This is a genomic window from Janthinobacterium sp. KBS0711, from assembly GCF_000988085.1.
In the GTDB taxonomy this organism is placed as follows: Bacteria; Pseudomonadota; Gammaproteobacteria; order Burkholderiales; family Burkholderiaceae_D; genus Janthinobacterium; species Janthinobacterium lividum_E.
In genome coordinates, this window is the sequence record NZ_LBCO01000033.1 from 489,017 (window position 1) to 506,579 (window position 17,563).

17 protein-coding genes are annotated in these 17,563 nt (G+C 63.9%); 12 read left to right on the plus strand and 5 right to left on the minus strand.

What is annotated here, in order from left to right; translation table 11 throughout:
* The first annotated feature begins 13 nt into the window (after positions 1-13).
* The 6 genes from VM94_RS20785 to VM94_RS20810 all read left to right on the plus strand — a co-directional run bounded on the left by VM94_RS20785 (position 14) and on the right by VM94_RS20810 (position 7,131).
* Positions 14-1,402: a TIGR03013 family XrtA/PEP-CTERM system glycosyltransferase gene (locus VM94_RS20785; protein ID WP_046685150.1), complete on the plus strand. Its 1,389-nt coding sequence runs from the start codon at positions 14-16 to the stop codon at positions 1,400-1,402.
* A complete protein-coding gene (gene prsK / locus VM94_RS20790; protein WP_046685151.1) occupies positions 1,402-3,450 on the plus strand; it encodes an XrtA/PEP-CTERM system histidine kinase PrsK in 2,049 nt (682 codons plus the stop codon). Before VM94_RS20785 ends, prsK begins: the two co-directional genes overlap by 1 nt.
* A gap of 12 nt (positions 3,451-3,462) precedes the next feature.
* On the plus strand, positions 3,463-4,833 hold the full coding sequence (gene prsR, locus VM94_RS20795) for a PEP-CTERM-box response regulator transcription factor (RefSeq protein WP_046685152.1): 1,371 nt from the start codon (positions 3,463-3,465) through the stop codon (positions 4,831-4,833).
* 90 nt (positions 4,834-4,923) lie between these two features.
* Positions 4,924-5,367 carry a hemerythrin domain-containing protein gene (locus VM94_RS20800; protein WP_046685153.1) on the plus strand — a complete coding sequence of 148 codons (444 nt, stop codon included), beginning with the start codon at positions 4,924-4,926 and terminating at the stop codon, positions 5,365-5,367.
* A 36-nt stretch (positions 5,368-5,403) separates the two neighbouring features.
* Positions 5,404-6,348, plus strand: coding sequence for a hypothetical protein (locus tag VM94_RS28590; protein WP_046685154.1), 945 nt, complete (start codon positions 5,404-5,406; stop codon positions 6,346-6,348).
* 213 nt (positions 6,349-6,561) lie between these two features.
* Positions 6,562-7,131, plus strand: coding sequence for a DUF1439 domain-containing protein (locus tag VM94_RS20810; protein ID WP_046685155.1), 570 nt, complete (start codon positions 6,562-6,564; stop codon positions 7,129-7,131).
* A 7-nt stretch (positions 7,132-7,138) separates the two neighbouring features.
* On the opposite strand, the gene VM94_RS20815 is transcribed toward VM94_RS20810, so the two are convergent.
* Positions 7,139-7,369, minus strand: a complete 231-nt coding sequence (locus tag VM94_RS20815) for a DUF7661 family protein (protein WP_046685156.1) — start codon at positions 7,367-7,369, stop codon at positions 7,139-7,141.
* 239 nt (positions 7,370-7,608) lie between these two features.
* Here VM94_RS20815 and VM94_RS20820 point away from each other — a divergent pair, with 239 nt between their 5' ends.
* Positions 7,609-9,657 (plus strand): M13 family metallopeptidase, encoded by a 2,049-nt coding sequence (locus VM94_RS20820; RefSeq protein WP_046685157.1) that lies wholly within the window; start codon positions 7,609-7,611, stop codon positions 9,655-9,657.
* A 45-nt stretch (positions 9,658-9,702) separates the two neighbouring features.
* Here the strand turns inward: VM94_RS20820 and fdx are convergent, their stop codons facing one another.
* The 3 genes from fdx to lpxO form a co-directional block, all read right to left on the minus strand.
* Complete coding sequence (gene fdx / locus VM94_RS20825) at positions 9,703-10,035, minus strand: ISC system 2Fe-2S type ferredoxin (protein WP_046685158.1); 333 nt, start codon at positions 10,033-10,035, stop codon at positions 9,703-9,705.
* Between the two features lie 61 nt (positions 10,036-10,096).
* A complete protein-coding gene (locus tag VM94_RS20830; RefSeq protein WP_046685159.1) occupies positions 10,097-10,495 on the minus strand; it encodes a DUF6331 family protein in 399 nt (132 codons plus the stop codon).
* An 82-nt stretch (positions 10,496-10,577) separates the two neighbouring features.
* Complete coding sequence (gene lpxO / locus VM94_RS20835; RefSeq protein ID WP_046685160.1) at positions 10,578-11,477, minus strand: lipid A hydroxylase LpxO; 900 nt, start codon at positions 11,475-11,477, stop codon at positions 10,578-10,580.
* Between the two features lie 144 nt (positions 11,478-11,621).
* Here lpxO and VM94_RS20840 point away from each other — a divergent pair, with 144 nt between their 5' ends.
* The 3 genes from VM94_RS20840 (at position 11,622) to VM94_RS20850 (ending at position 14,530) form a co-directional block, all read left to right on the plus strand.
* Positions 11,622-12,056: a hotdog fold thioesterase gene (locus VM94_RS20840; RefSeq protein WP_046685161.1), complete on the plus strand. Its 435-nt coding sequence runs from the start codon at positions 11,622-11,624 to the stop codon at positions 12,054-12,056.
* A gap of 267 nt (positions 12,057-12,323) precedes the next feature.
* The gene (locus VM94_RS20845) at positions 12,324-13,904 is read left to right on the plus strand and encodes a methyl-accepting chemotaxis protein (protein ID WP_046685162.1); all 1,581 of its coding nucleotides are present in this window, start codon (positions 12,324-12,326) and stop codon (positions 13,902-13,904) included.
* An 89-nt stretch (positions 13,905-13,993) separates the two neighbouring features.
* Entirely contained in the window at positions 13,994-14,530 is a 537-nt protein-coding gene (locus VM94_RS20850) for a CPBP family intramembrane metalloprotease (protein ID WP_046685163.1), read from the plus strand.
* Here the strand turns inward: VM94_RS20850 and VM94_RS20855 are convergent.
* Entirely contained in the window at positions 14,512-16,011 is a 1,500-nt protein-coding gene (locus VM94_RS20855) for an MFS transporter (RefSeq protein ID WP_046685164.1), read from the minus strand. The genes VM94_RS20850 and VM94_RS20855 overlap by 19 nt on opposite strands.
* A 109-nt stretch (positions 16,012-16,120) precedes the next feature.
* On the opposite strand from VM94_RS20855, the gene VM94_RS20860 reads away from it, so the two are divergent.
* Positions 16,121-17,014: a LysR family transcriptional regulator gene (locus VM94_RS20860; RefSeq protein WP_046685574.1), complete on the plus strand. Its 894-nt coding sequence runs from the start codon at positions 16,121-16,123 to the stop codon at positions 17,012-17,014.
* The coding region (locus VM94_RS28325) for a DUF6000 family protein (protein ID WP_200899244.1) at positions 17,011-17,563 on the plus strand (553 nt) is incomplete at its 3' end. The genes VM94_RS20860 and VM94_RS28325, both read left to right, overlap by 4 nt.

The window sequence follows — 17,563 nt, forward strand, 5'->3', positions numbered from 1 at the left end:
CGCAGGGGGAACCATGATCCGCATCTTCAGCCATTACGTCTCGAAAACAGCGTTTATCTTGCTGTTGCTGGAAATCCTGATCCTGCTGCTGTCGGCCACCTTGACGTCCTTGCTGTGGCTGGCCGATGGCAGCCGCCTGGTGCGGGCGAGCGAGGTCTACCTGTCGTCCTCGATCTTTGCGCTGGTCATCGTTTTGAGCATGAGCGCGCTGGGCATGTACCAGCACCGCTCGCGCGAAGACATCCGCAACACTTTATTACGCATCCTGCCGTCGTTCGCGCTGGGTTTTGCCGTGCTCAGCGTCTTGATCCGGTTTATTCCTTCCTTGCATTTCGGACGCGGCAGCGTGCTGATCTTCGGCCTGGGGGCCATCGGCGTGCTGCTGGCGCGCCTGGTGGTATTCAAATCCTCGCAATCGGCGCTGATGAAAGGCCGGCTGATCCTGGTGGGCGGCGGGGTGCTGGCGCGCGAATGCATGGATTTGGCGGCCAGCAAGATCGGTTTCCACCAGTTTACGGTCGTCGGCTGCATCGATGTGGCGGGCGAGCAATGCTGCGTGCCGGCCTCGGCCTTGCTGCCGGCCGGACCGTCCCTGCTGGCCACGGCCCAGCGCCATGCCGCGCATGAGATCGTCGTGTCCGTCAGCGACCGGCGCAATGGCGCGTTTCCTGCCAAGCAACTGTTGGAATGCGCGCTGGGCGGCGTGAAAGTGATCGACGCGGCCACGTTTTTCGAGCGCGAAGCTTGCCAGATCCGCATCGATTCATTACAACCGAGCTATCTGATCTATGGCGGCGGCTTCGACCAGAGTTTTTTCCGCGCCGCGTCGAAGCGTTTGTTCGACCTGGCGGCCAGCGCAGTCATCTGCCTGGCGGCGCTGCCCGTGATGCTGGTGACGGCACTGTGCATCCGCCTGGAAGACGGCGGCCCCGTGTTCTATCAGCAAGAAAGGGTCGGGCGCGACGGCCAGCCTTTCAAGGTGCTGAAATTTCGCAGCATGCGCTGCGACGCCGAGCGCGACGGCACGCCCATCTGGGCGCTGGCCAACGATGCGCGCATCACGCGCGTGGGCAATCTGATCCGCAAGCTGCGCATCGACGAGCTGCCGCAGATGCTCAATGTATTTCGCGGCGAGATGAGCTTCGTGGGACCGCGCCCCGAGCGCGCCTATTTTGTCGAGCAATTGAAGGAACAAGTGCCGTACTACAACATTCGTCACAGCATCAAGCCTGGCATCACGGGCTTGGCGCAGGTGCGCTACCAATATGGCGCTTCCGTCGACGATGCCGTCAAGAAGCTGCAATACGATTTGTATTATGTGAAAAACAATAGTCTATTCCTCGACTTGCTGATACTGCTCGATACGGTGCAGGTGGTGCTGTTTGGCAAGGGCAGCCGGTGATGCGGGACCAGTCGGACTGGCTGGCGGCGCCCGACGCGGCGGCTCTCAGCCATGGCCTGGCGTCGCTGGCCTTTTTCGTGCTGGCGCTGCTATTGATCAGCAACTGGCGCGCGCGGCAGAACGTGCGCGCCTTGCTGGTGGCGTGCCTGGCGACAGGCGGCTGGGCCACGGGCACGGTGGTGCTGGTGCTGCTGGGGCAGCGCATCGCGCTTGCCGGCGACGCGCTTGAATTGCTGCGCACCCTGGCCTGGCTGGTGTTTTTGCTGCTGCTGATCGAACCGTCGCGGTCACGCTTGCGTCTCGTGCTGGCTGGCATCGTCCTTACGGCGCTGGCGCCGTGGCTGCTCTCCATGGCTTCATCCTGGCTGGCGCTGCCTTTGCCGGCGCGCATCATCGCCAGTGTCTGCCGGCTGCTGCTGGCCGTGCTGGGCATGTTGCTGGTGGAACAGTGGTACCGCAACACGCCGCCCTTGAAACGCTGGGGCATCAAGTTTGCGTGCCTGGGCGTGGGCGGCCTGTTCGCCTACGATTTCTATCTGTACAGCGACGCCTTGCTGTTTCGCGCAGTCAATGACGACATCTGGGCCGCGCGCGGCATCGTCGACGCCCTGTGCGCACCGCTGCTGGCCGTCTCGGCCGCGCGCAATCCGGGCTGGGCGCTGGGCTTGTCCGTCTCGCGCCAGATGCTGTACCGCTCGGCCGCCTTGCTGGGTTCGGCCATCTACCTGCTGGCGATGGCGGCCAGCGCCTATTACTTGCGCTACTTTGGCGGCACCTGGGGTTCCTTGATGCAGATGGCTTACCTGGGCGGCGCGGCCTTGCTGCTGGCGGGCGTGCTGTTTTCCGGCAGCTTGCGCGCCAAGCTCAAGGTGTACATCAATAAACATTTTTACAATGCCATCTTCGATTACCGCGAGGAATGGCTGAGATTTACGCGCGCGCTGTCGGAAGATGGACCGGCGCTGGGCGAACGCACGATACAGGCCATGGCGCAACTGGTGGAAAGCCGCGCCGGCGCGCTGTGGATCTTGCGCGAACAGGGCCAGTTTGCTCCGGCCGCCAGCTGGAACTGGCCGCCGAGCACGTGGAGCGAGCCGGCGCTTGGCCCCCTGTGCCAGTTCCTGGAAGCAAGGCTATGGGTGATCGACGTGCCGGACTGCCAGCACAATCCGCGCGCGTATGGCGGCTTGCGCTTGCCGCCCGCACTGCTGGCGCTGCCCGGCGTGTGGCTGCTGGTGCCCTTGATGCTGCATGGCCAGCTGTTCGCCTTTGTCGCGCTGGCGCGGCCCCGCACGCACATCAGTTTGAACTGGGAAATCCGCGACGTGCTGAAAATTGCTGGCAGCCAGGCCGCCAGCTACCTGGCCCACCGCGAATCGCTCGATACCTTGACGGTGGCGCGCCAGTTCGACTCGTTCAACCGCATGTCCACCTTCATCGTGCACGACCTCAAAAACCTTGTGTTTCAATTATCCCTGTTACTGAGCAATGCGGAAAAGCACCGCGCCAATCCCGCTTTCCAGGAAGACATGCTGGGCACCCTCGACCATTCCGTGCAGAAAATGAAGACCTTGCTGCAGAAGCTGGCGCGCGGCGAGGCGCCGGAAGCGCCCGCGCCATTGCTGCTCGACGGCTTGCTGCGCCAGGCCGTCGCCGCCAAGGCCAGCCTGGCGCCGGCGCCCCGGCTGGAAATCGTCGATGGCGAGCTGACGGTGCTGGCCAACCGCGCGCGGCTGGAACGGGTGCTGGGCCACTTGATCCAGAACGCCATCGAAGCGACGGCCAGCGACGGCAAGGTGGCCGTGCGGCTGCGGCGCGAACAGCATACGGCCGTCGTCGAGCTCGACGATACGGGGCAGGGCATGAGCGAACAATTCATTCGCGAACGTTTATTTAAACCGTTCGACACAACCAAGACGGCGGGCATGGGCATCGGCGTGTTCGAAAGCCGCGAATACTTGCGCGAAGTGGGCGGCAGCCTGGAAGTGCGCAGCGAGCCGCAGGTGGGCACGACGTTTCGCGTGGTCCTGCCGCTGCATGCGGCATAGCAAAGGAATGCCATGGGCAAACAAAAACTGCTGGTCATCGAAGACGATCCCGGCCTGCAAAAGCAGTTGCACTGGAGTTTTGACGGCTATGAAGTCTTGCTGGCGGGCGAGCGCGAGGCGGCGCTGGCGCTCGTGCGGCGCCACCAGCCTGCCGTGGTGACGATGGACCTAGGCTTGCCGCCCGACCCGGACGGCGCCACGGAAGGCCTGGCCACCCTGCAGCAAATCCTCGCGCTGGCGCCGGACACGAAAGTCATCATCCTGTCTGGCAACCAGGAACGGGCGCATGCGTTAAAAGCCATCGCGCTGGGCGCCTACGATTTCCACCAGAAACCGTTCGAGGCCGACATGCTGGGCCTGGTCATCGCCCGTGCGTTCTATCTGCACGCGATGCAGCAGGAAAACCGCCGCATGCTGCAGACCCAGGCGGACTCGCCCTTGGCCGGCATCGTCAGCCGCGATCCGGGCATGCTGAAACTGTGCCGCAGCGTGGAAAAAGTGGCGCCCTCGTCGGCCAGCGTGATGCTACTGGGCGACTCGGGCAGCGGCAAGGAACTGATCGCGCGGGGCCTGCATGCGCTGTCGAGCCGCCATGCGCAACGCTTTGTCGCCATCAATTGCGCGGCCATCCCTGAAAACCTGCTCGAGAGCGAGCTGTTCGGCTATGAGCGGGGGGCGTTTACGGGCGCGGCGCGGCAAACCCTGGGCAAGATCGAACTGGCGCACGGCGGTACTTTCTTTCTCGATGAAATCGGCGACATGCCGATGGGGCTGCAGGCGAAACTGCTGCGTTTCCTGCAGGAGCGGGTCATCGAGCGCGTCGGCGGGCGCGCCGAGATCGCCGTCGACGTGCGCATCGTCTGCGCCACGCACCAGGATTTGAAGGTGCTGGCGGAGCAGGGACGTTTCCGCGAAGACCTGTTTTACCGCCTCAGCGAAATCGTGCTGCGCATTCCGCCGCTGCGCGAGCGGGCCGGCGATGCGGCCTTGCTGGCCCACCATTTCAAGAACAAGTTCTGCGCCAGCGAAGGGCGCAGCAATCTGCATTTCAGCACCGGCGCGCTGCAGCTGATCGAAAGCTATGGCTGGCCCGGCAATGTGCGCGAAGTGGAAAATTGCATCAAGCGGGCCGTCATCATGAGCGACGGGCCGCAGATCGCCGCCGACGACCTGGGCCTGCCCGCCAGCGCCCAGGCGGCGCCCCAGGATGAACCGCTGAACCTGCGCCAGGCCCGCGACGGGGCCGAATACAAGGTGATGGTGCGCGCGCTGGCGCGGGCCGACGGCAATATCGCCAAGGCGGCCGAGCTGCTGGGCGTGAGCCGGCCCACCTTGTACGACCTGATGGGCCATCACGGCATCAAGTCGCAGGTTAATAGCTGAGTGTATTAAAAATCAAGATTGTGTAAGGCGTCGCACATACGCTGGCGCCGCCATGGCGCATCCTTGCCTCATCCACAACAAGGAGGCGCCATGAACGCGATCACATTATTGATGCAGGACCACAAGGCCGTCAAAGCCCTGTTTGCCCAATATGAAGGCTTGAGCGACCGCTCATTTGCCACCAAGAAAAAACTGGCCGACCAGATCTGCCAGGAACTTACCGTGCACACGCAGCTGGAAGAAGAAATTTTCTACCCGGCCGTGCGCCGTCCCATCCACGACGGCGACCTGATGGATGAGGCTCTCGTCGAGCACGCCAGCGCCAAGGAGCTCATCGCGCAAATCGCCGCGATGGACCCGGCCGACGACCTGTACGACGCCAAGGTCAAGGTGCTGTCCGAGCAGATCGAGCACCACGTCAAGGAAGAAGAGGGCGACATGTTTCCCAAAGTGCGCGAGACGGCCGTCGACCTCGACGCGCTGGGCCAGGAAATGGCCGCGCGCAAGGAACAGCTGACGGGCGTGGCCGTCTGAACGGCTTAAAAAAATCAACAACCAAGGGAGTATTCCATGCAAGCTACACAATTGTCCGCGTCGGACCTGAACAACCCGGGCGTCTCCTGGGGCGCCGTGCTGGCGGGCGCTGCCGCCGCGGCCGCCTTGTCCTTCATCCTGCTGATCCTCGGCGTGGGCCTGGGCCTGTCGTCCGTGTCGCCGTGGTCGTTCAACGCGACAGCCATCGGCGTGTCGACCATCGCCTGGCTGGCTTTCATGCAACTGGCCGCTTCCGGCATCGGCGGCTACATGGCGGGCCGGCTGCGCGTGAAATGGAGTGCCATCCACACGGATGAGGTGCATTTCCGCGATACGGCGCACGGCTTGCTGGCCTGGGCCGTGGCCACCCTGATCACCGTGGCCGTGCTGGCCGGCGGCACGCGCGCCGTACTGAGCGGCGCCATCGACGCGGGCAGCGGCGTGGCGGCTGCCGTTGCACCCGCAGCGGCAGCGGGCGCAGGCGCTGTGGGTGCTGCAGGCGCCAATGCAGGCGAGGGTGGCGGCGCCAATCCGCTCGACTATTTCTCGGACATGCTGCTGCGCGCCGCACCGGCTGCACCTGCCGCCACCACCGGCGCCCTGGCAGCGCCCTCGGCCAATGCCGGCACGGCCGACCAGCGCGTGGAGATCGGCAGGATTTTCGCAACAAGCCTGTCCACGGGCAGCTTGGCCGCCGACGACCGCGCCTATCTGGGCCAGGTCGTGGCCAGCCGCACGGGCCTGACGCAGGCCGAAGCGGAAGCGCGAGTCGACGCCGTCTACGGCCGCGCAGCCAAGGCCGCCGCCGATGCCAAGGCGCGTGCCCAGCAAGCGGCCGACACTGCCCGCAAAGCTGGCGCCCACACGGCATTGTGGATGTTCGTCGCCTTGCTGCTCGGCGCTTTCGTGGCCAGCCTGGCGGCAACGTTTGGCGGCCGCCAGCGCGACCATGAGCGCGTGCTGCGCCACGTCACCATCTGAACCCCTATATCTATATATAAATCAAGGAGTCTGCCATGCGTTCCATCCTCTTGCTGCTGCTGGGCATTCCATTGCCCATCGTTATACTGATCGCCCTGTTCGTACGCTGACCAGGCCAATCCAGGAACCGGCGCCCGCTGCAAGGTGGGGCCGGTTTTTGCGTGAAAGCGGGCGCATGTGTAAGATGGCGCCATCTTTCCACCGAGACTATTCATGAACGTGACCACCATCCGTCCCTTGCTGAAAACCGCCGCCATCGCCGCCTTTGCCTGCACTGTGCTGGCCTCGTGTTCCACCCTGATCGGCCCGCGCGACGTGAATGTGTCGCTGAGCAAGATGCAGCAAGGCCTGGAGCGCCGCTTTCCCATCGACAAGCGCGTGCTGTCCGTGCTGGACGTCAAGCTGACCCACCCGCAATTGTCCTTGCAACCCGAGCGCGAAAGAGTCGCCCTCAGCGTGGACGCCAGCGTCTTGCCGCCGTTCATACGCCAGAGCTGGCGCGGCAGCCTGGCCATGTCGGGCCGTTTGGTGCTGGACGCCCGGCGCAACGCCGTCTACCTGAGCGAGGTTAGCGTGGACAAGGTGACCATCGACGGCATGGATGAAGCCCAGCAGCGCCAGTTCGCCAAGGTGGCCAGCCTGGTGGCCGACCAGCTCATGCATGAAACGCCGATCTACACCTTCAAGCCCGACGAACTGCGCTATGCGGGCGTACAATTCGTGCCGACGCAGCTCAGGACCACCAGCGATGGATTGACGGTGACGTTCGAGCCGGTGAAGTAGGCCAGGCTTAGAATACGGGCGAGCCGATTTGCGTTGCCGTGTTGTTGCGCGGCGTCGCTTCTTCATGGAACAGGTCAGCCAGGTATTCGCATAGCGCATCTGCTTGAATATCGTCTGGAATAATGAAATCGGCGGGCCGGCGCTTGCCTTCCGCGCCGAGATAGTATGCGCGCCATGCTCCCGGATTTCCCCGGACGGCAATCAGCGTGCCGAAGATATTGAATCTGCATTCCTGCATCAAACTTCTCCCGTCAAAGTGCCAGGCAAAGCGATATGCTCGCGGCGAGTATGGTTATTGCCAAATGGTAACATTTGCGGATCATCGTCGGTCTTGAGGCGTGCTGCAGCACCTGTCGGATCACTGGACTTGTTTAACGGACATTGTTTCCCCGCAGGCAGGCGGACTATAATCCTGCCTCCCATGCCTGGACACAGCATGTTCCCCAACATGAAGTTAAAACAATTAAAGGAATCTTCGTGAAACGCTCACTCATCAGCGCAGCTTGCTGCGCCTTGCTCGCCTTATCCTCGCCCTCGCTGTACGCCCAGCAAGGCGCTACCGCCGCCGCGCCCGTCTCCGGCATCGACCTGAAAACCCTGGACCCGGCCGTCAGCCCGAAGGATGACTTCTACGGCTACGTCAACGGCGTGTGGACCCGCAATACGGAAATCCCGGCCGACAAATCCGTCTGGGGCACGTATATCGAATTGCGCGAAATCGCCCAGGGCCAGTTGCGCGGCCTGATCGACGCCACCGTGAAAAACCCCGGCAAGCCAGGCAGCGAAGCGCACAAGATCGCCGACCTGTACACGAGCTTCATGAACGAGAAGGCGCGCAATGCGGCCGGCTTCAAGCCCCTGCACGCCGAACTGGCCCGCGTCGCCGCCGTCAAGGACAAGAAAGACTTGCCGGCGCTGCTGGCCTATCTGCAAGGCAATGGCGTGGCGACGCCGTTTTCTGCCTATGTCGCGCCCGATGCGCAAGACCCCGAGCAGTACACGGTCAACATCAGCCAGTCCGGCCTGGGCTTGCCTGACCGCGATTACTACCTGAAGGACGACGACGCCAAGCTGCAAGCCGTGCGCGCCAAATACCTCAAGCATATCGAAACCATGCTGGCCATGAGCGGCGACAAGGCCGCTGCCGAACATGCGGCGCAGATCCTCGACATCGAAACGCGCCTGGCGGCAGTGCAGTGGACGCGCGTGCAGATGCGCGATCCCGTGAAATCGTACAACCGCGTCGATTTCGACAAATTCGCGGCACTGGCGCCGGCCTTCGACTGGAACGCCTACTTTACGGCCGCCGGCCTGGCGCCCAAGGCCTCGTCGGCCGTGGTGCGCCAGCCCAGCTTCATGACAGGCTTTTCCGAGACGGTGGCCGCCGTGCCGCTGGCATCGTGGAAGAGCTACCTGAACTGGCGCATCATCGAAAGCTACGCTTCCTACCTGGACAGCACGACCGTCAAGGAACGTTTCGCCTTCGACGGCACGGTGCTGCGCGGCGTGCCGCAAAGCGAACCGCAGTGGCAACTGGCGCTGCGCTTCACGGATAACGCCATCAGCGACGCCGTCGGCAAGCGCTACGTCCAAATGTATCTGCCGCCGGAAACCCGGCCCCGCGTGATGGCCATGTTCGACAATTTCGTCGCCTCGTTCAAGGATGGCATCGAACAGCTCGACTGGATGGGTCCGGAAACCAAGAAGGAAGCCCAGCTCAAGCTGGCCGCCCTGAAGCCGAAGATCGCCTACCCGGATACCTGGCGCGACTACAGCAGCATGAAAACGCAGCCGAATGACCTGATCGCCAACGTGCGCGCCTCGCGCGTGTGGAGCCGCCAGCAAAACCTGGCCAAGCTGGGCAAACCGGTCGACCGCGACGAATGGTCGATGACGCCGCAAACCGTCAACGCCAGCTACAGCCCGGCCCTGAACGCCATCACGATTCCCGCCGCCATTTTGCAGCCGCCATTCTTCAACGTGAAGGCGGAAGACGCCGTCAATTACGGCTTGCTGGGCATCACCTTCGGTCATGAAATCAGCCATGCCTTCGACGATTCCGGCAGCCAATATGATGCCAAGGGCCGTCTGCGCAACTGGTGGACGGCGCAAGACCGCACGGCCTTCAAGGCGCTGGCCGCCGGCCTCGTCAAGCAATACGGCGCCTACAGCCCCGTGCCTGGCTACCACATCAATGGCGAGCTGACCCTGGGTGAAAACATCGGCGACAATTCCGGCCTGTCGATCACCTACAAGGCGTACCAGCGTTCGCTGGGCGGCAAGCCATCGCCCGTCATCGATGGCTTGACGGGCGAACAGCGCCTGTACATCGGCTTTGCGCAGAAATGGCGCGCGAAATTGCGTCCCGAAGCGGCCATCGCCCAGATCAAGAGCGACCCGCATTCGCCTGGCGAATTCCGCGCCAAGGGCACGGTGAAAAACCAGCCCGGCTTCTACGAAGCGTTCGGCATCAAGCCGGGCGACCCGATGTACCTGCCGCCCGAGCAGCGCGTGATCATGTGGTAAATCACGTGGTAAACCCGTAAGGTAGTTGGGCAACCGCGCCGGGGACTATTCCTTGGCGTGGTTGAGCGTGTACCTGGGCAGCTCGACTGTCAGGTCTTCCTGCGCCAGGCGCGCCTGGCACGACAGGCGCGAGTGGGGCTGCAAGCCCCAGGCCTGGTCGAGCATATCTTCTTCATTGTCACCCAGTTCGTTGAGTGTATCGAAACCCTGCACCACGATCACGTGGCAGGTGGAACAGGCGCCCACCTGGCCGCAGGCGTGTTCGATGTCTATTTTGTTGAGCAGCAAGGCGTCGCAAATGCTCATGTTCTGCGGCGCGTCGATGACGGCGCCGTCGGGAGCCAGCTCGGGATGGGGCAGGACGGTGATCTTTGGCATGCGGGATTCTCCTCGGTTATCCTTCAATGCCGTCACTGTGGACCTTCCCGCCTTGGCAAGGTCAAGCCCCTGCGGCATCCTGCGCGACGATGCACTCGTCCAGATGATCGAGCAATTGCAGGAACACGCGTTTATCGGCGTAGTGATTCATCGTGTTACTCAGCAATACATCGCTGGCGGCCGCGGCCACGGCGCTGCGGGCCTGCACGCAGGCGGCATGCAGTTGCGCGCGATCGAGTTCCAGCAGCGCCGTATCGACGGCTTCCCGCGTGAAGTCGTAGGCATCCATGCCGCAGCAGCCGGCGACACAATGGGTTTCCAGCAGGCAGATCAGCGGCCACAGTTCCCCCAGCAAGGCATCGATGTCGATGGCTTGCTCATAGCGGCCGTCAAGACCGATGAATTCGATCCATGCATCGTCGCCGATCTGGATATCGTATTGGCGGTCGCGTTGCGTCATGTGTCAGCATTCTCATGGTCAGTGTTATCGCATTATAAAAAAAACCGCCCGAAGGCGGTTTTCTTGTGCGGTAATGCAGCGCTTAAATAAAATAGATCAGCGCGATGATGCCCACGACCAGCGCCACCCGGGTGACCTGGTAGGCCGTCTTGTTCCACGCCTTGAAGCGGCGGCGGTACTGGCCCATGGTCCAGGAAATCTGGAACAGCTTGCTCACGCCGCCCACCTGGTCGCCCAGTTCGTTGGGCGAGGCGGCGGCCGTCATCAGGGTGCGGCCCAGCCAGCGGTTCAAGCCTTGCGCCCAGCGGTAGCGCATCGGGCGCTCGATGTCGCAGAACAGGATGATGCGGTCGCTGTCGGCATCGTTGCGGGCCCAGTGGATATACGTTTCATCGAACATCACGGCTTGACCGTCGCGCCAGCTGTGGCGCTCGCCATCGACGTCGATGAAGCAGCGGTCATCGTTCGGCGTCTGCAAGCCCAGGTGGTAGCGCAGGGAACCGGCGAACGGGTCGCGGTGCGGGTTGAGCTTGCCGCCTTGCGGCAGTTCCGCGAACATGGCTGCCTTGATCGACGGAATCGATTGCAGCAAAGCATAGGTTTGCGGGCACATCTGCTGCGCCGACGGGTGGTTCGCGTCATACCATTTCAGGTAGAAACGCTTCCAGCCATACTTGAAGAAGGAATTGAAGCCCACGTCATTGTTCTTTTCAGCGGCCTTGATCTTTTTCATTTCCTGCATGCGCAGCGCTTCATCGCGGATGATTTGCCAGTTCTGCTGCAGCGGCGCCAATTCCGGAAACTGCTCGACGGAAAGATAGGGCGTGGCCGGCACCTTGGAAAAGGTGTGCATGAACAGGTTCAGCGGCGCCATGAACGAGGAGTGATCGAAAATCTGGCGGCGGAACGGCAGGCGCACCTTGCCCCGAAAATGAATATGTAAAACAGAAAACACAAAAATGCCCAGCAAGGCCCACTTCATACACAACCTCGTTTTTTAAGAATGGGGCAATTATAACCAGTTAATGCCATCGCCACCCCGTGCCACGGTGAAGGAAAGATGAAGCGGCGCACATGGGCGAGCTGCCCTACAATGGCCTTTTCTACACACTTCTCCGAGGTAACAATGGAAATCTGGCACGCACCGCTCGACCTGGCCATCCTCAACGCCGCCAGCGAGGGCACGGCCATGCGCCACCTGGGCATCGAATTCACGGCCTTCGGCCCCGACTGGATCGAGGCGACCATGCCCGTCGACCACCGCACCATGCAGCCATTCAAGCTGCTGCATGGCGGCGCCTCGGTCCTGCTGGCCGAAACCCTGGGCAGTATGGCCGCGAATGCCTGCCTCGATTCGCGCCGGCACGTGAGCGTGGGCCAGGAAATCAACGCCAACCACCTGCGCGGCGTGCGCGGCGGCCACGTGAGGGGGCGGGCCACGCCGATCCACCGGGGCCGTACCAGCCAGGTCTGGGAAATCCGCATCACGGACGACGACGGCAAACTGTGCTGCATCTCGCGTATCACCATGGCCGTCATCGACGCCCCGGGCGCGGGCTGATACGGTAGCTCTTGACTTGCATCAAGGCATCAAAAGCGAGCGCGTGAAATCATAAAAAACGCTGTTCGCTTATAATTCAGTGTGCTGTTGTATGGCGTAGAGGAAAGTCCCGCGCGCCTGCATTGCCCGAAATTAGAAGCTGACTGCCCAAAAAACGCCAGTTAGAGACCCATCCCGCGCCATGAGGGAAAGGCACCACGACGGCGAGCAGATCGCTGGTTCTAGCGGAACCAGCAACAATCAACTTTATACAGGGCAATAACAACAATGATGTCATTCAATCGTTTGACGATAGGCGCGCGCCTGAGCGCAGGCTTCGGGCTGCTGGTGCTACTCATGCTGGTGCTGGCCGCCTTCGCGCTGCTGCGCATCGGCGCCATCTCCGGCGCCATGGACGCGCAAGACAAAGTCCAGCTGGAAAAACTCGAGCCGCTGTACGTGGCGCGCGAAGCGCTCGACCAGACGGGCCTGGCCGCCCGCAACGCCTATATCTTCCATGACCAGGCCGCCGCCGAGAAAGAGCTGGCCATCCTCGACAGCCAAAAGGCGCTGTACCTGGACGCGCTGGCCCGGCTGGCGCCGCAGTTCGCCGGCGATGCGCAATTCGAGAAAGTCAGCACGGGCTTGAAAGCCATGGCGCAGGAATTGCAGCGTCCGCGCCAGTTTCGCGCCGCGGGGCAGATGGAACAGTACGGCACCTTTCTCGTCGAGGAATGCAGCCCCCTGCGGCGCCAGATCGTCGCCGACATCGATACCGTGCTGAAAAACGTGCAGCGCGAATCGGAGCAGGCCAGCGTGGCCGCGCGCGCCATCTACGGCCAGTCGCTGCGCTGGATCGGCGTGCTGGCAGCGCTCAGCGTGCTTATTTGCATTGCGGTCGCCACTGTCATCACGCGCGGCCTGCTGCGCCAGCTGGGCGGCGAACCGGCGTATGCGGCCGCGATTGCCGGGCGCATCGCGCTGGGGGAGCTGGCCATCGACGTGCACACGCGCCACGGCGACGACAGCAGCCTGCTGTTTGCGATCAAGACCATGCGCGACAACCTGGCCGCCATCGTCGGCAAGGTGCGCCACGGAACGGAAAGCATCGCCACGGCATCGACCGAGATTGCCACGGGTAACCGCGATTTGTCGCAGCGCACGGAGCAGCAGGCCGGCTCGTTGGAAGAAGTGGCGTCATCGATGGAAGAACTGATTTCCACCGTGCGCCAGAATGCGGACAACGCCCAGCAGGCGAACCGCCTGGCGCGCGAAGCGTCGCAGGTGTCGGAGCAGGGCGGCAAGGCGGTGGCCGAAGTGGTGCACACCATGGGCCTGATCAACGCCTCGTCGAACAAGATCGTCGACATCATCGGCGTGATCGACAGCATCGCCTTCCAGACGAATATCCTCGCCTTGAACGCGGCCGTGGAAGCGGCGCGGGCCGGCGAACAGGGGCGCGGCTTCGCCGTCGTCGCCACCGAGGTGCGCAGCCTGGCGCAGCGATCCAGCGCCGCCGCGCGCGAAATCAAGGCCCTGATTGACGATTCCGTCAGCAAGGTGGGCACGGGCACGGTGCTCGTCGAGCAGGCGGGCGCCACCATGCATGATGTGGTGGCCGGCATCGGCAGGGTGACGGGCATCATGGCCGAGATCAGCCACGCCACGCAGGAGCAGGGCGCCGGCATCGAACAAGTCAACCGCGCCATCGTCGACATGGACCGGGTGACCCAGCAAAACGCGGCCCTGGTCGAGCAGGCGGCCGCCGCCGCGCACGAACTGCAGCAGCAGGCGGCGCAGCTGGAACAGGAAGTGGGCATCTTCAAGCTGGCCCCGCCGGCCAACGGACCGCTGCGCCTGGCGGCTTGAGCCGGATGGCGCTTTAGCGCGCCAACAGCCGTGCGCCAATAGTCATATTCCGCGCTACAATGAGCGCTGGATCACCGCCAGGACGACTCATGCAAGTGCGCAGCAGCCATGATCTATCCAGCCCGGACGACGACAAACCGGCGCCGCCCGTGCTGCAGCTGGCCCTTGCCGGTCTCGGTTGGGGCTTGCTCACCTGCATGCTGTGCTTTGCCATCCTGTTCCTCACCAAATGGCTGTTGCCGCCCGAATACTGGGGCGCACACACGGGCCTGTCCAAGTTCAAGCGCGAAATGTCGCTGCCCCTGCTGGTGTTCTGGGTCGTCATCTATTCCCCCATCCTGGAAACCTTCCTTGGCCAGTTGCTGCCGCTGGAAATCCTCCGGCGCCTGGGCGCCAGCCGGCAGCTGAGCGTTTTTATCGGCGCCATCCTGTGGGCCATCGTGCATTTCATCAGCGGCGGCTTGCTGCACGCCATCGTCGCGCTGGGGTCGGGCGCCATGTTCAGCTTTGTTTACCTGCGCTACCGCGGCCCCAGTGTGGCCGTTGCCTACGCGACAACGGCGTTTGCGCGCGCCTGCAACAATATCGCCATCCTCATTGCGGTGTTCTACGGCCTCGACACCTGAGTCGCACCATTCCGAAGCAAATATGGCACGAGCGCCGCCAGCGCCACGGCCAGCACTGCCAGGCCGACCAGCAACTGGCGGAAAGCGGCGTCATAGCTGGCGCGCAGCAGCGCTTCCTGGCCGCCCAGCAGCTGTGTCGCCTGCTCAATATCGCCGAGTGCGGCGCGGCTGGCGGCGGCCAGCACCGGTAAATCGGCCGGCAGCTGCTGCGCCAGGCCTGCGCCGATCAGGCTGGCCAACAAGGAGCCCGCCAGGGCCAGCGCCACCCCGTCGGCGCTGACGCGCACGGTATTGAAGATGCCCGTCGCCATGCCGGCCCGCTCCGTTTCCACCACGCTCAGGGCCATGCCATCCATCAAGCCCCACGGCAAGCCGATGCCCACGCCGATCAGCAGCAGGGGGCCGGCCAGCGCCGCGGTGCCGCCATGGCCCAGCACTTGCGCCAGCCAGGCCAGGCCTGCCGCGGCCAGTAGCAGCCCCGCCGCACACAGGGCGCCCGTTTCGATCCAGCGCGACAGCAGCGCCGCCAGCATGGGCACGAGCAGCAACGGCGCTGCCAAGGCGATCATCAAACGGCCCGCCGCCAGCGCGGACATGTTGTCGATGCCGATGAAGCGCCCCGGCAGCATGACGATGAGCACGATGAACAGGAAGGCGGGCGAGGCGGCCAGCACCTGCACGGCGACAAAGCGGCGCTGGCGGAACAGCGACAAATCCAGCATGGGCCGCGCCGTCCGGCGCTCGATCGCGACAAAGGCGAGGAACAGCAGCACGGATGCGGCGATGGACAGCAGCACGGCGCCGTTGCGCCAGCCGTGTTCGGGCGCCAGCAGCATGCCCAGGGTCAGCAGGCCCAGCGCGGCGCTGAAGCTGATGGCGCCTGGCCAGTCCAGCTGGCCCTGGCCGCGCGCTGGATCGGCCGGCACGCTGACCCATACCAGCAGCATGCCAATGGCGCCCAGCACGGCCGTGGCATAAAAGATGGCGGGCCAGCGGGCCAGCGCCAGCATGGCGCCGGCCGCCAGCGGACCGAAGGCCAGGCCCAGGCCGAACGTCGTGCCCAGCACGCTCATCACGCGGCTGCGCGCCGCGCCGTGGAACAATGGCGCCAGCGAGGACATGGCGGCGGCGAACGCGGCCGCGCCGCCCAGGCCCTGCACGAAGCGCAGCGCGGCGATCCATGCCACCGATGGCGCGACCGCAATGGCCAGGGTAGCCACGCAGAACAGCGCCAGCCCCGCCAGCCAGACGCGGCGCCGTCCCAGCACGTCCGTCAGGCTGCCGGCCACCATCATGGCACTGCCATAGCTGAGGATATACGCATTGATGACCCAGTTCAGGGCGGCGGCGCTACCGTGCAATTCGGCGCCGAGGGCGGGCAGGGCCACGGCCGGGCCCGTGAAGCACAGGGGTATCAGCAAGCCCGTCAGGCAAGCGGCCAGCACTTGCAGCGGGAGTGAAAGACGTGAGGAAGTGGACATGGGTGTCGGATATAAAAGAAAGAGGGGCGAGTATGGCGTGCCCATCATTGAAGAAAAATGGGCTAAACTGATCAACATATCGGACAAGAATGTCTTTAATGGAGTGCGCATGGATAGCTTGGGTGGCATCGCCATGTTCGTGCAGGTGGCCGACAGCGGCAGTTTTTCGGCCACGGGCCGGCTGCTGGGCTTGTCATCGTCGGCCGTGGGCAAGAGCGTGGCCCGCATGGAAGCACGGCTCGGCGCGCGCCTGTTCCAGCGCAGCACGCGGCACCTGGCGCTGACGGCGGAAGGGGAAAAATTTCTGCAGCGCTGCAAGCGCATCCTGGCGGAAGTGGAAGCGGCCGAGCGCGAGCTGGGCGAGTCGGGTGGCGCGCCCAGCGGCCGCCTGCGCATCAGCCTGCCACGCTACAGCGGCCTGTTCGAAGCGGCCATCGGCGCGTTCATGCAAGCCTATCCCGCCATCGAACTCGATCTCGATTTTTCCGACGCCATGGTCAATATCGTCAGCGACGGCTTTGACGCGGCCGTGCGCACGGGCGAACTGGCCGATTCGGGCTTGATGCGGCGCAAACTGTGCACATTCCGCCGCCTGCTGGTGGCGTCGCCCGCCTACCTGGCGCGCCATGGGCGACCCGCCGATGGCGCCGAACTGATGCGGCACGCGCGCCTCGATTATCGCTTTCCCGCCACGGGCCGTTTGGAACAGTGGCCGCTGATGGACGAGGCTGCCCAGCCGGCGCCCGGCATGGTGTGCAACAGCGTGGAAATGCGCATCTACCTGGCCGTGCAGGGGCAGGGCATCGCCTACCTGCCCGCATTTGCCGTGCAGCGCGAGCTGGCGGCTGGGCAACTGGTCTCGCTGCTGGACGAGCATACGCAGGCGCGCACTGCATTCTGGCTGCTGTGGCCAGCCAGCCGCCACCTGCCGCCGCGCCTGCGCGTCTTCATCGATTTCCTCGTGCAGCAGTTGCAGGATCAAACTTTTGGAGCTTTGCCATGACGCAGGACGCTTCCCTGACGCCCTTGCAGTTGCATGTGGCTGGCGCCACCGTGTGCCACGACCACCCGTTTGCCGTGCCGGCGCTGCCGCCGCAGGAACCGCTGACGGCGGCCTTGCGCGATGACTGGGTGCGTCCCCTGTACATGGGCTTGCACCAGCCCCAGGCGCAGGCGTGCGTGGCCCGGCTGGTGCTGGCCGACGCCACCGTCATCGCCCGCCTGCTGGGGCAATTCGACTGGCGCAGCCGCACGGCGGGCGCCTACCTGGCCGCATTGACCGGGCAGTCCGCTTTCACGGACCAGCTGGGCGGCCTGCTGCTGGCCAGCGAGGTCTGCTACGCGGGCAGCGCGTATTGTTTGGCGCTGGCCGCTTTCGATACGCCAGCCAGCCGCGACTACCTGCACCGCTATCTTGCACATTACCTTCGCCAGCCGCAGTTGCACTTTGATCAGGAGCAAGCGATGGCGGCCATTGCCTACCTCGATGGCCAGCATGGTCGGGACGAGGCGGCGCGCCATGCGCCAGCCTGGACCGCTTTCGCCGCCAGCC

Bases quoted from the DNA above. Each gene is read 5' to 3' on its own strand.
- VM94_RS20785 (WP_046685150.1), top strand. From the start codon at position 14: ATGATCCGCATCTTCAGCCATTACGTCTCGAAAACAGCGTTTATCTTG.
- prsK (WP_046685151.1), top strand. From the start codon at position 1,402: ATGCGGGACCAGTCGGACTGGCTGGCGGCGCCCGACGCGGCGGCTCTC.
- prsR (WP_046685152.1), top strand. From the start codon at position 3,463: ATGGGCAAACAAAAACTGCTGGTCATCGAAGACGATCCCGGCCTGCAA.
- VM94_RS20800 (WP_046685153.1), top strand. From the start codon at position 4,924: ATGAACGCGATCACATTATTGATGCAGGACCACAAGGCCGTCAAAGCC.
- VM94_RS28590 (WP_046685154.1), top strand. From the start codon at position 5,404: ATGCAAGCTACACAATTGTCCGCGTCGGACCTGAACAACCCGGGCGTC.
- VM94_RS20810 (WP_046685155.1), top strand. From the start codon at position 6,562: ATGAACGTGACCACCATCCGTCCCTTGCTGAAAACCGCCGCCATCGCC.
- VM94_RS20815 (WP_046685156.1), bottom strand. From the start codon at position 7,369: ATGCAGGAATGCAGATTCAATATCTTCGGCACGCTGATTGCCGTCCGG.
- fdx (WP_046685158.1), bottom strand. From the start codon at position 10,035: ATGCCAAAGATCACCGTCCTGCCCCATCCCGAGCTGGCTCCCGACGGC.
- VM94_RS20830 (WP_046685159.1), bottom strand. From the start codon at position 10,495: ATGACGCAACGCGACCGCCAATACGATATCCAGATCGGCGACGATGCA.
- lpxO (WP_046685160.1), bottom strand. From the start codon at position 11,477: ATGAAGTGGGCCTTGCTGGGCATTTTTGTGTTTTCTGTTTTACATATT.
- VM94_RS20840 (WP_046685161.1), top strand. From the start codon at position 11,622: ATGGAAATCTGGCACGCACCGCTCGACCTGGCCATCCTCAACGCCGCC.
- VM94_RS20845 (WP_046685162.1), top strand. From the start codon at position 12,324: ATGATGTCATTCAATCGTTTGACGATAGGCGCGCGCCTGAGCGCAGGC.
- VM94_RS20850 (WP_046685163.1), top strand. From the start codon at position 13,994: ATGCAAGTGCGCAGCAGCCATGATCTATCCAGCCCGGACGACGACAAA.
- VM94_RS20855 (WP_046685164.1), bottom strand. From the start codon at position 16,011: ATGTCCACTTCCTCACGTCTTTCACTCCCGCTGCAAGTGCTGGCCGCT.
- VM94_RS20860 (WP_046685574.1), top strand. From the start codon at position 16,121: ATGGATAGCTTGGGTGGCATCGCCATGTTCGTGCAGGTGGCCGACAGC.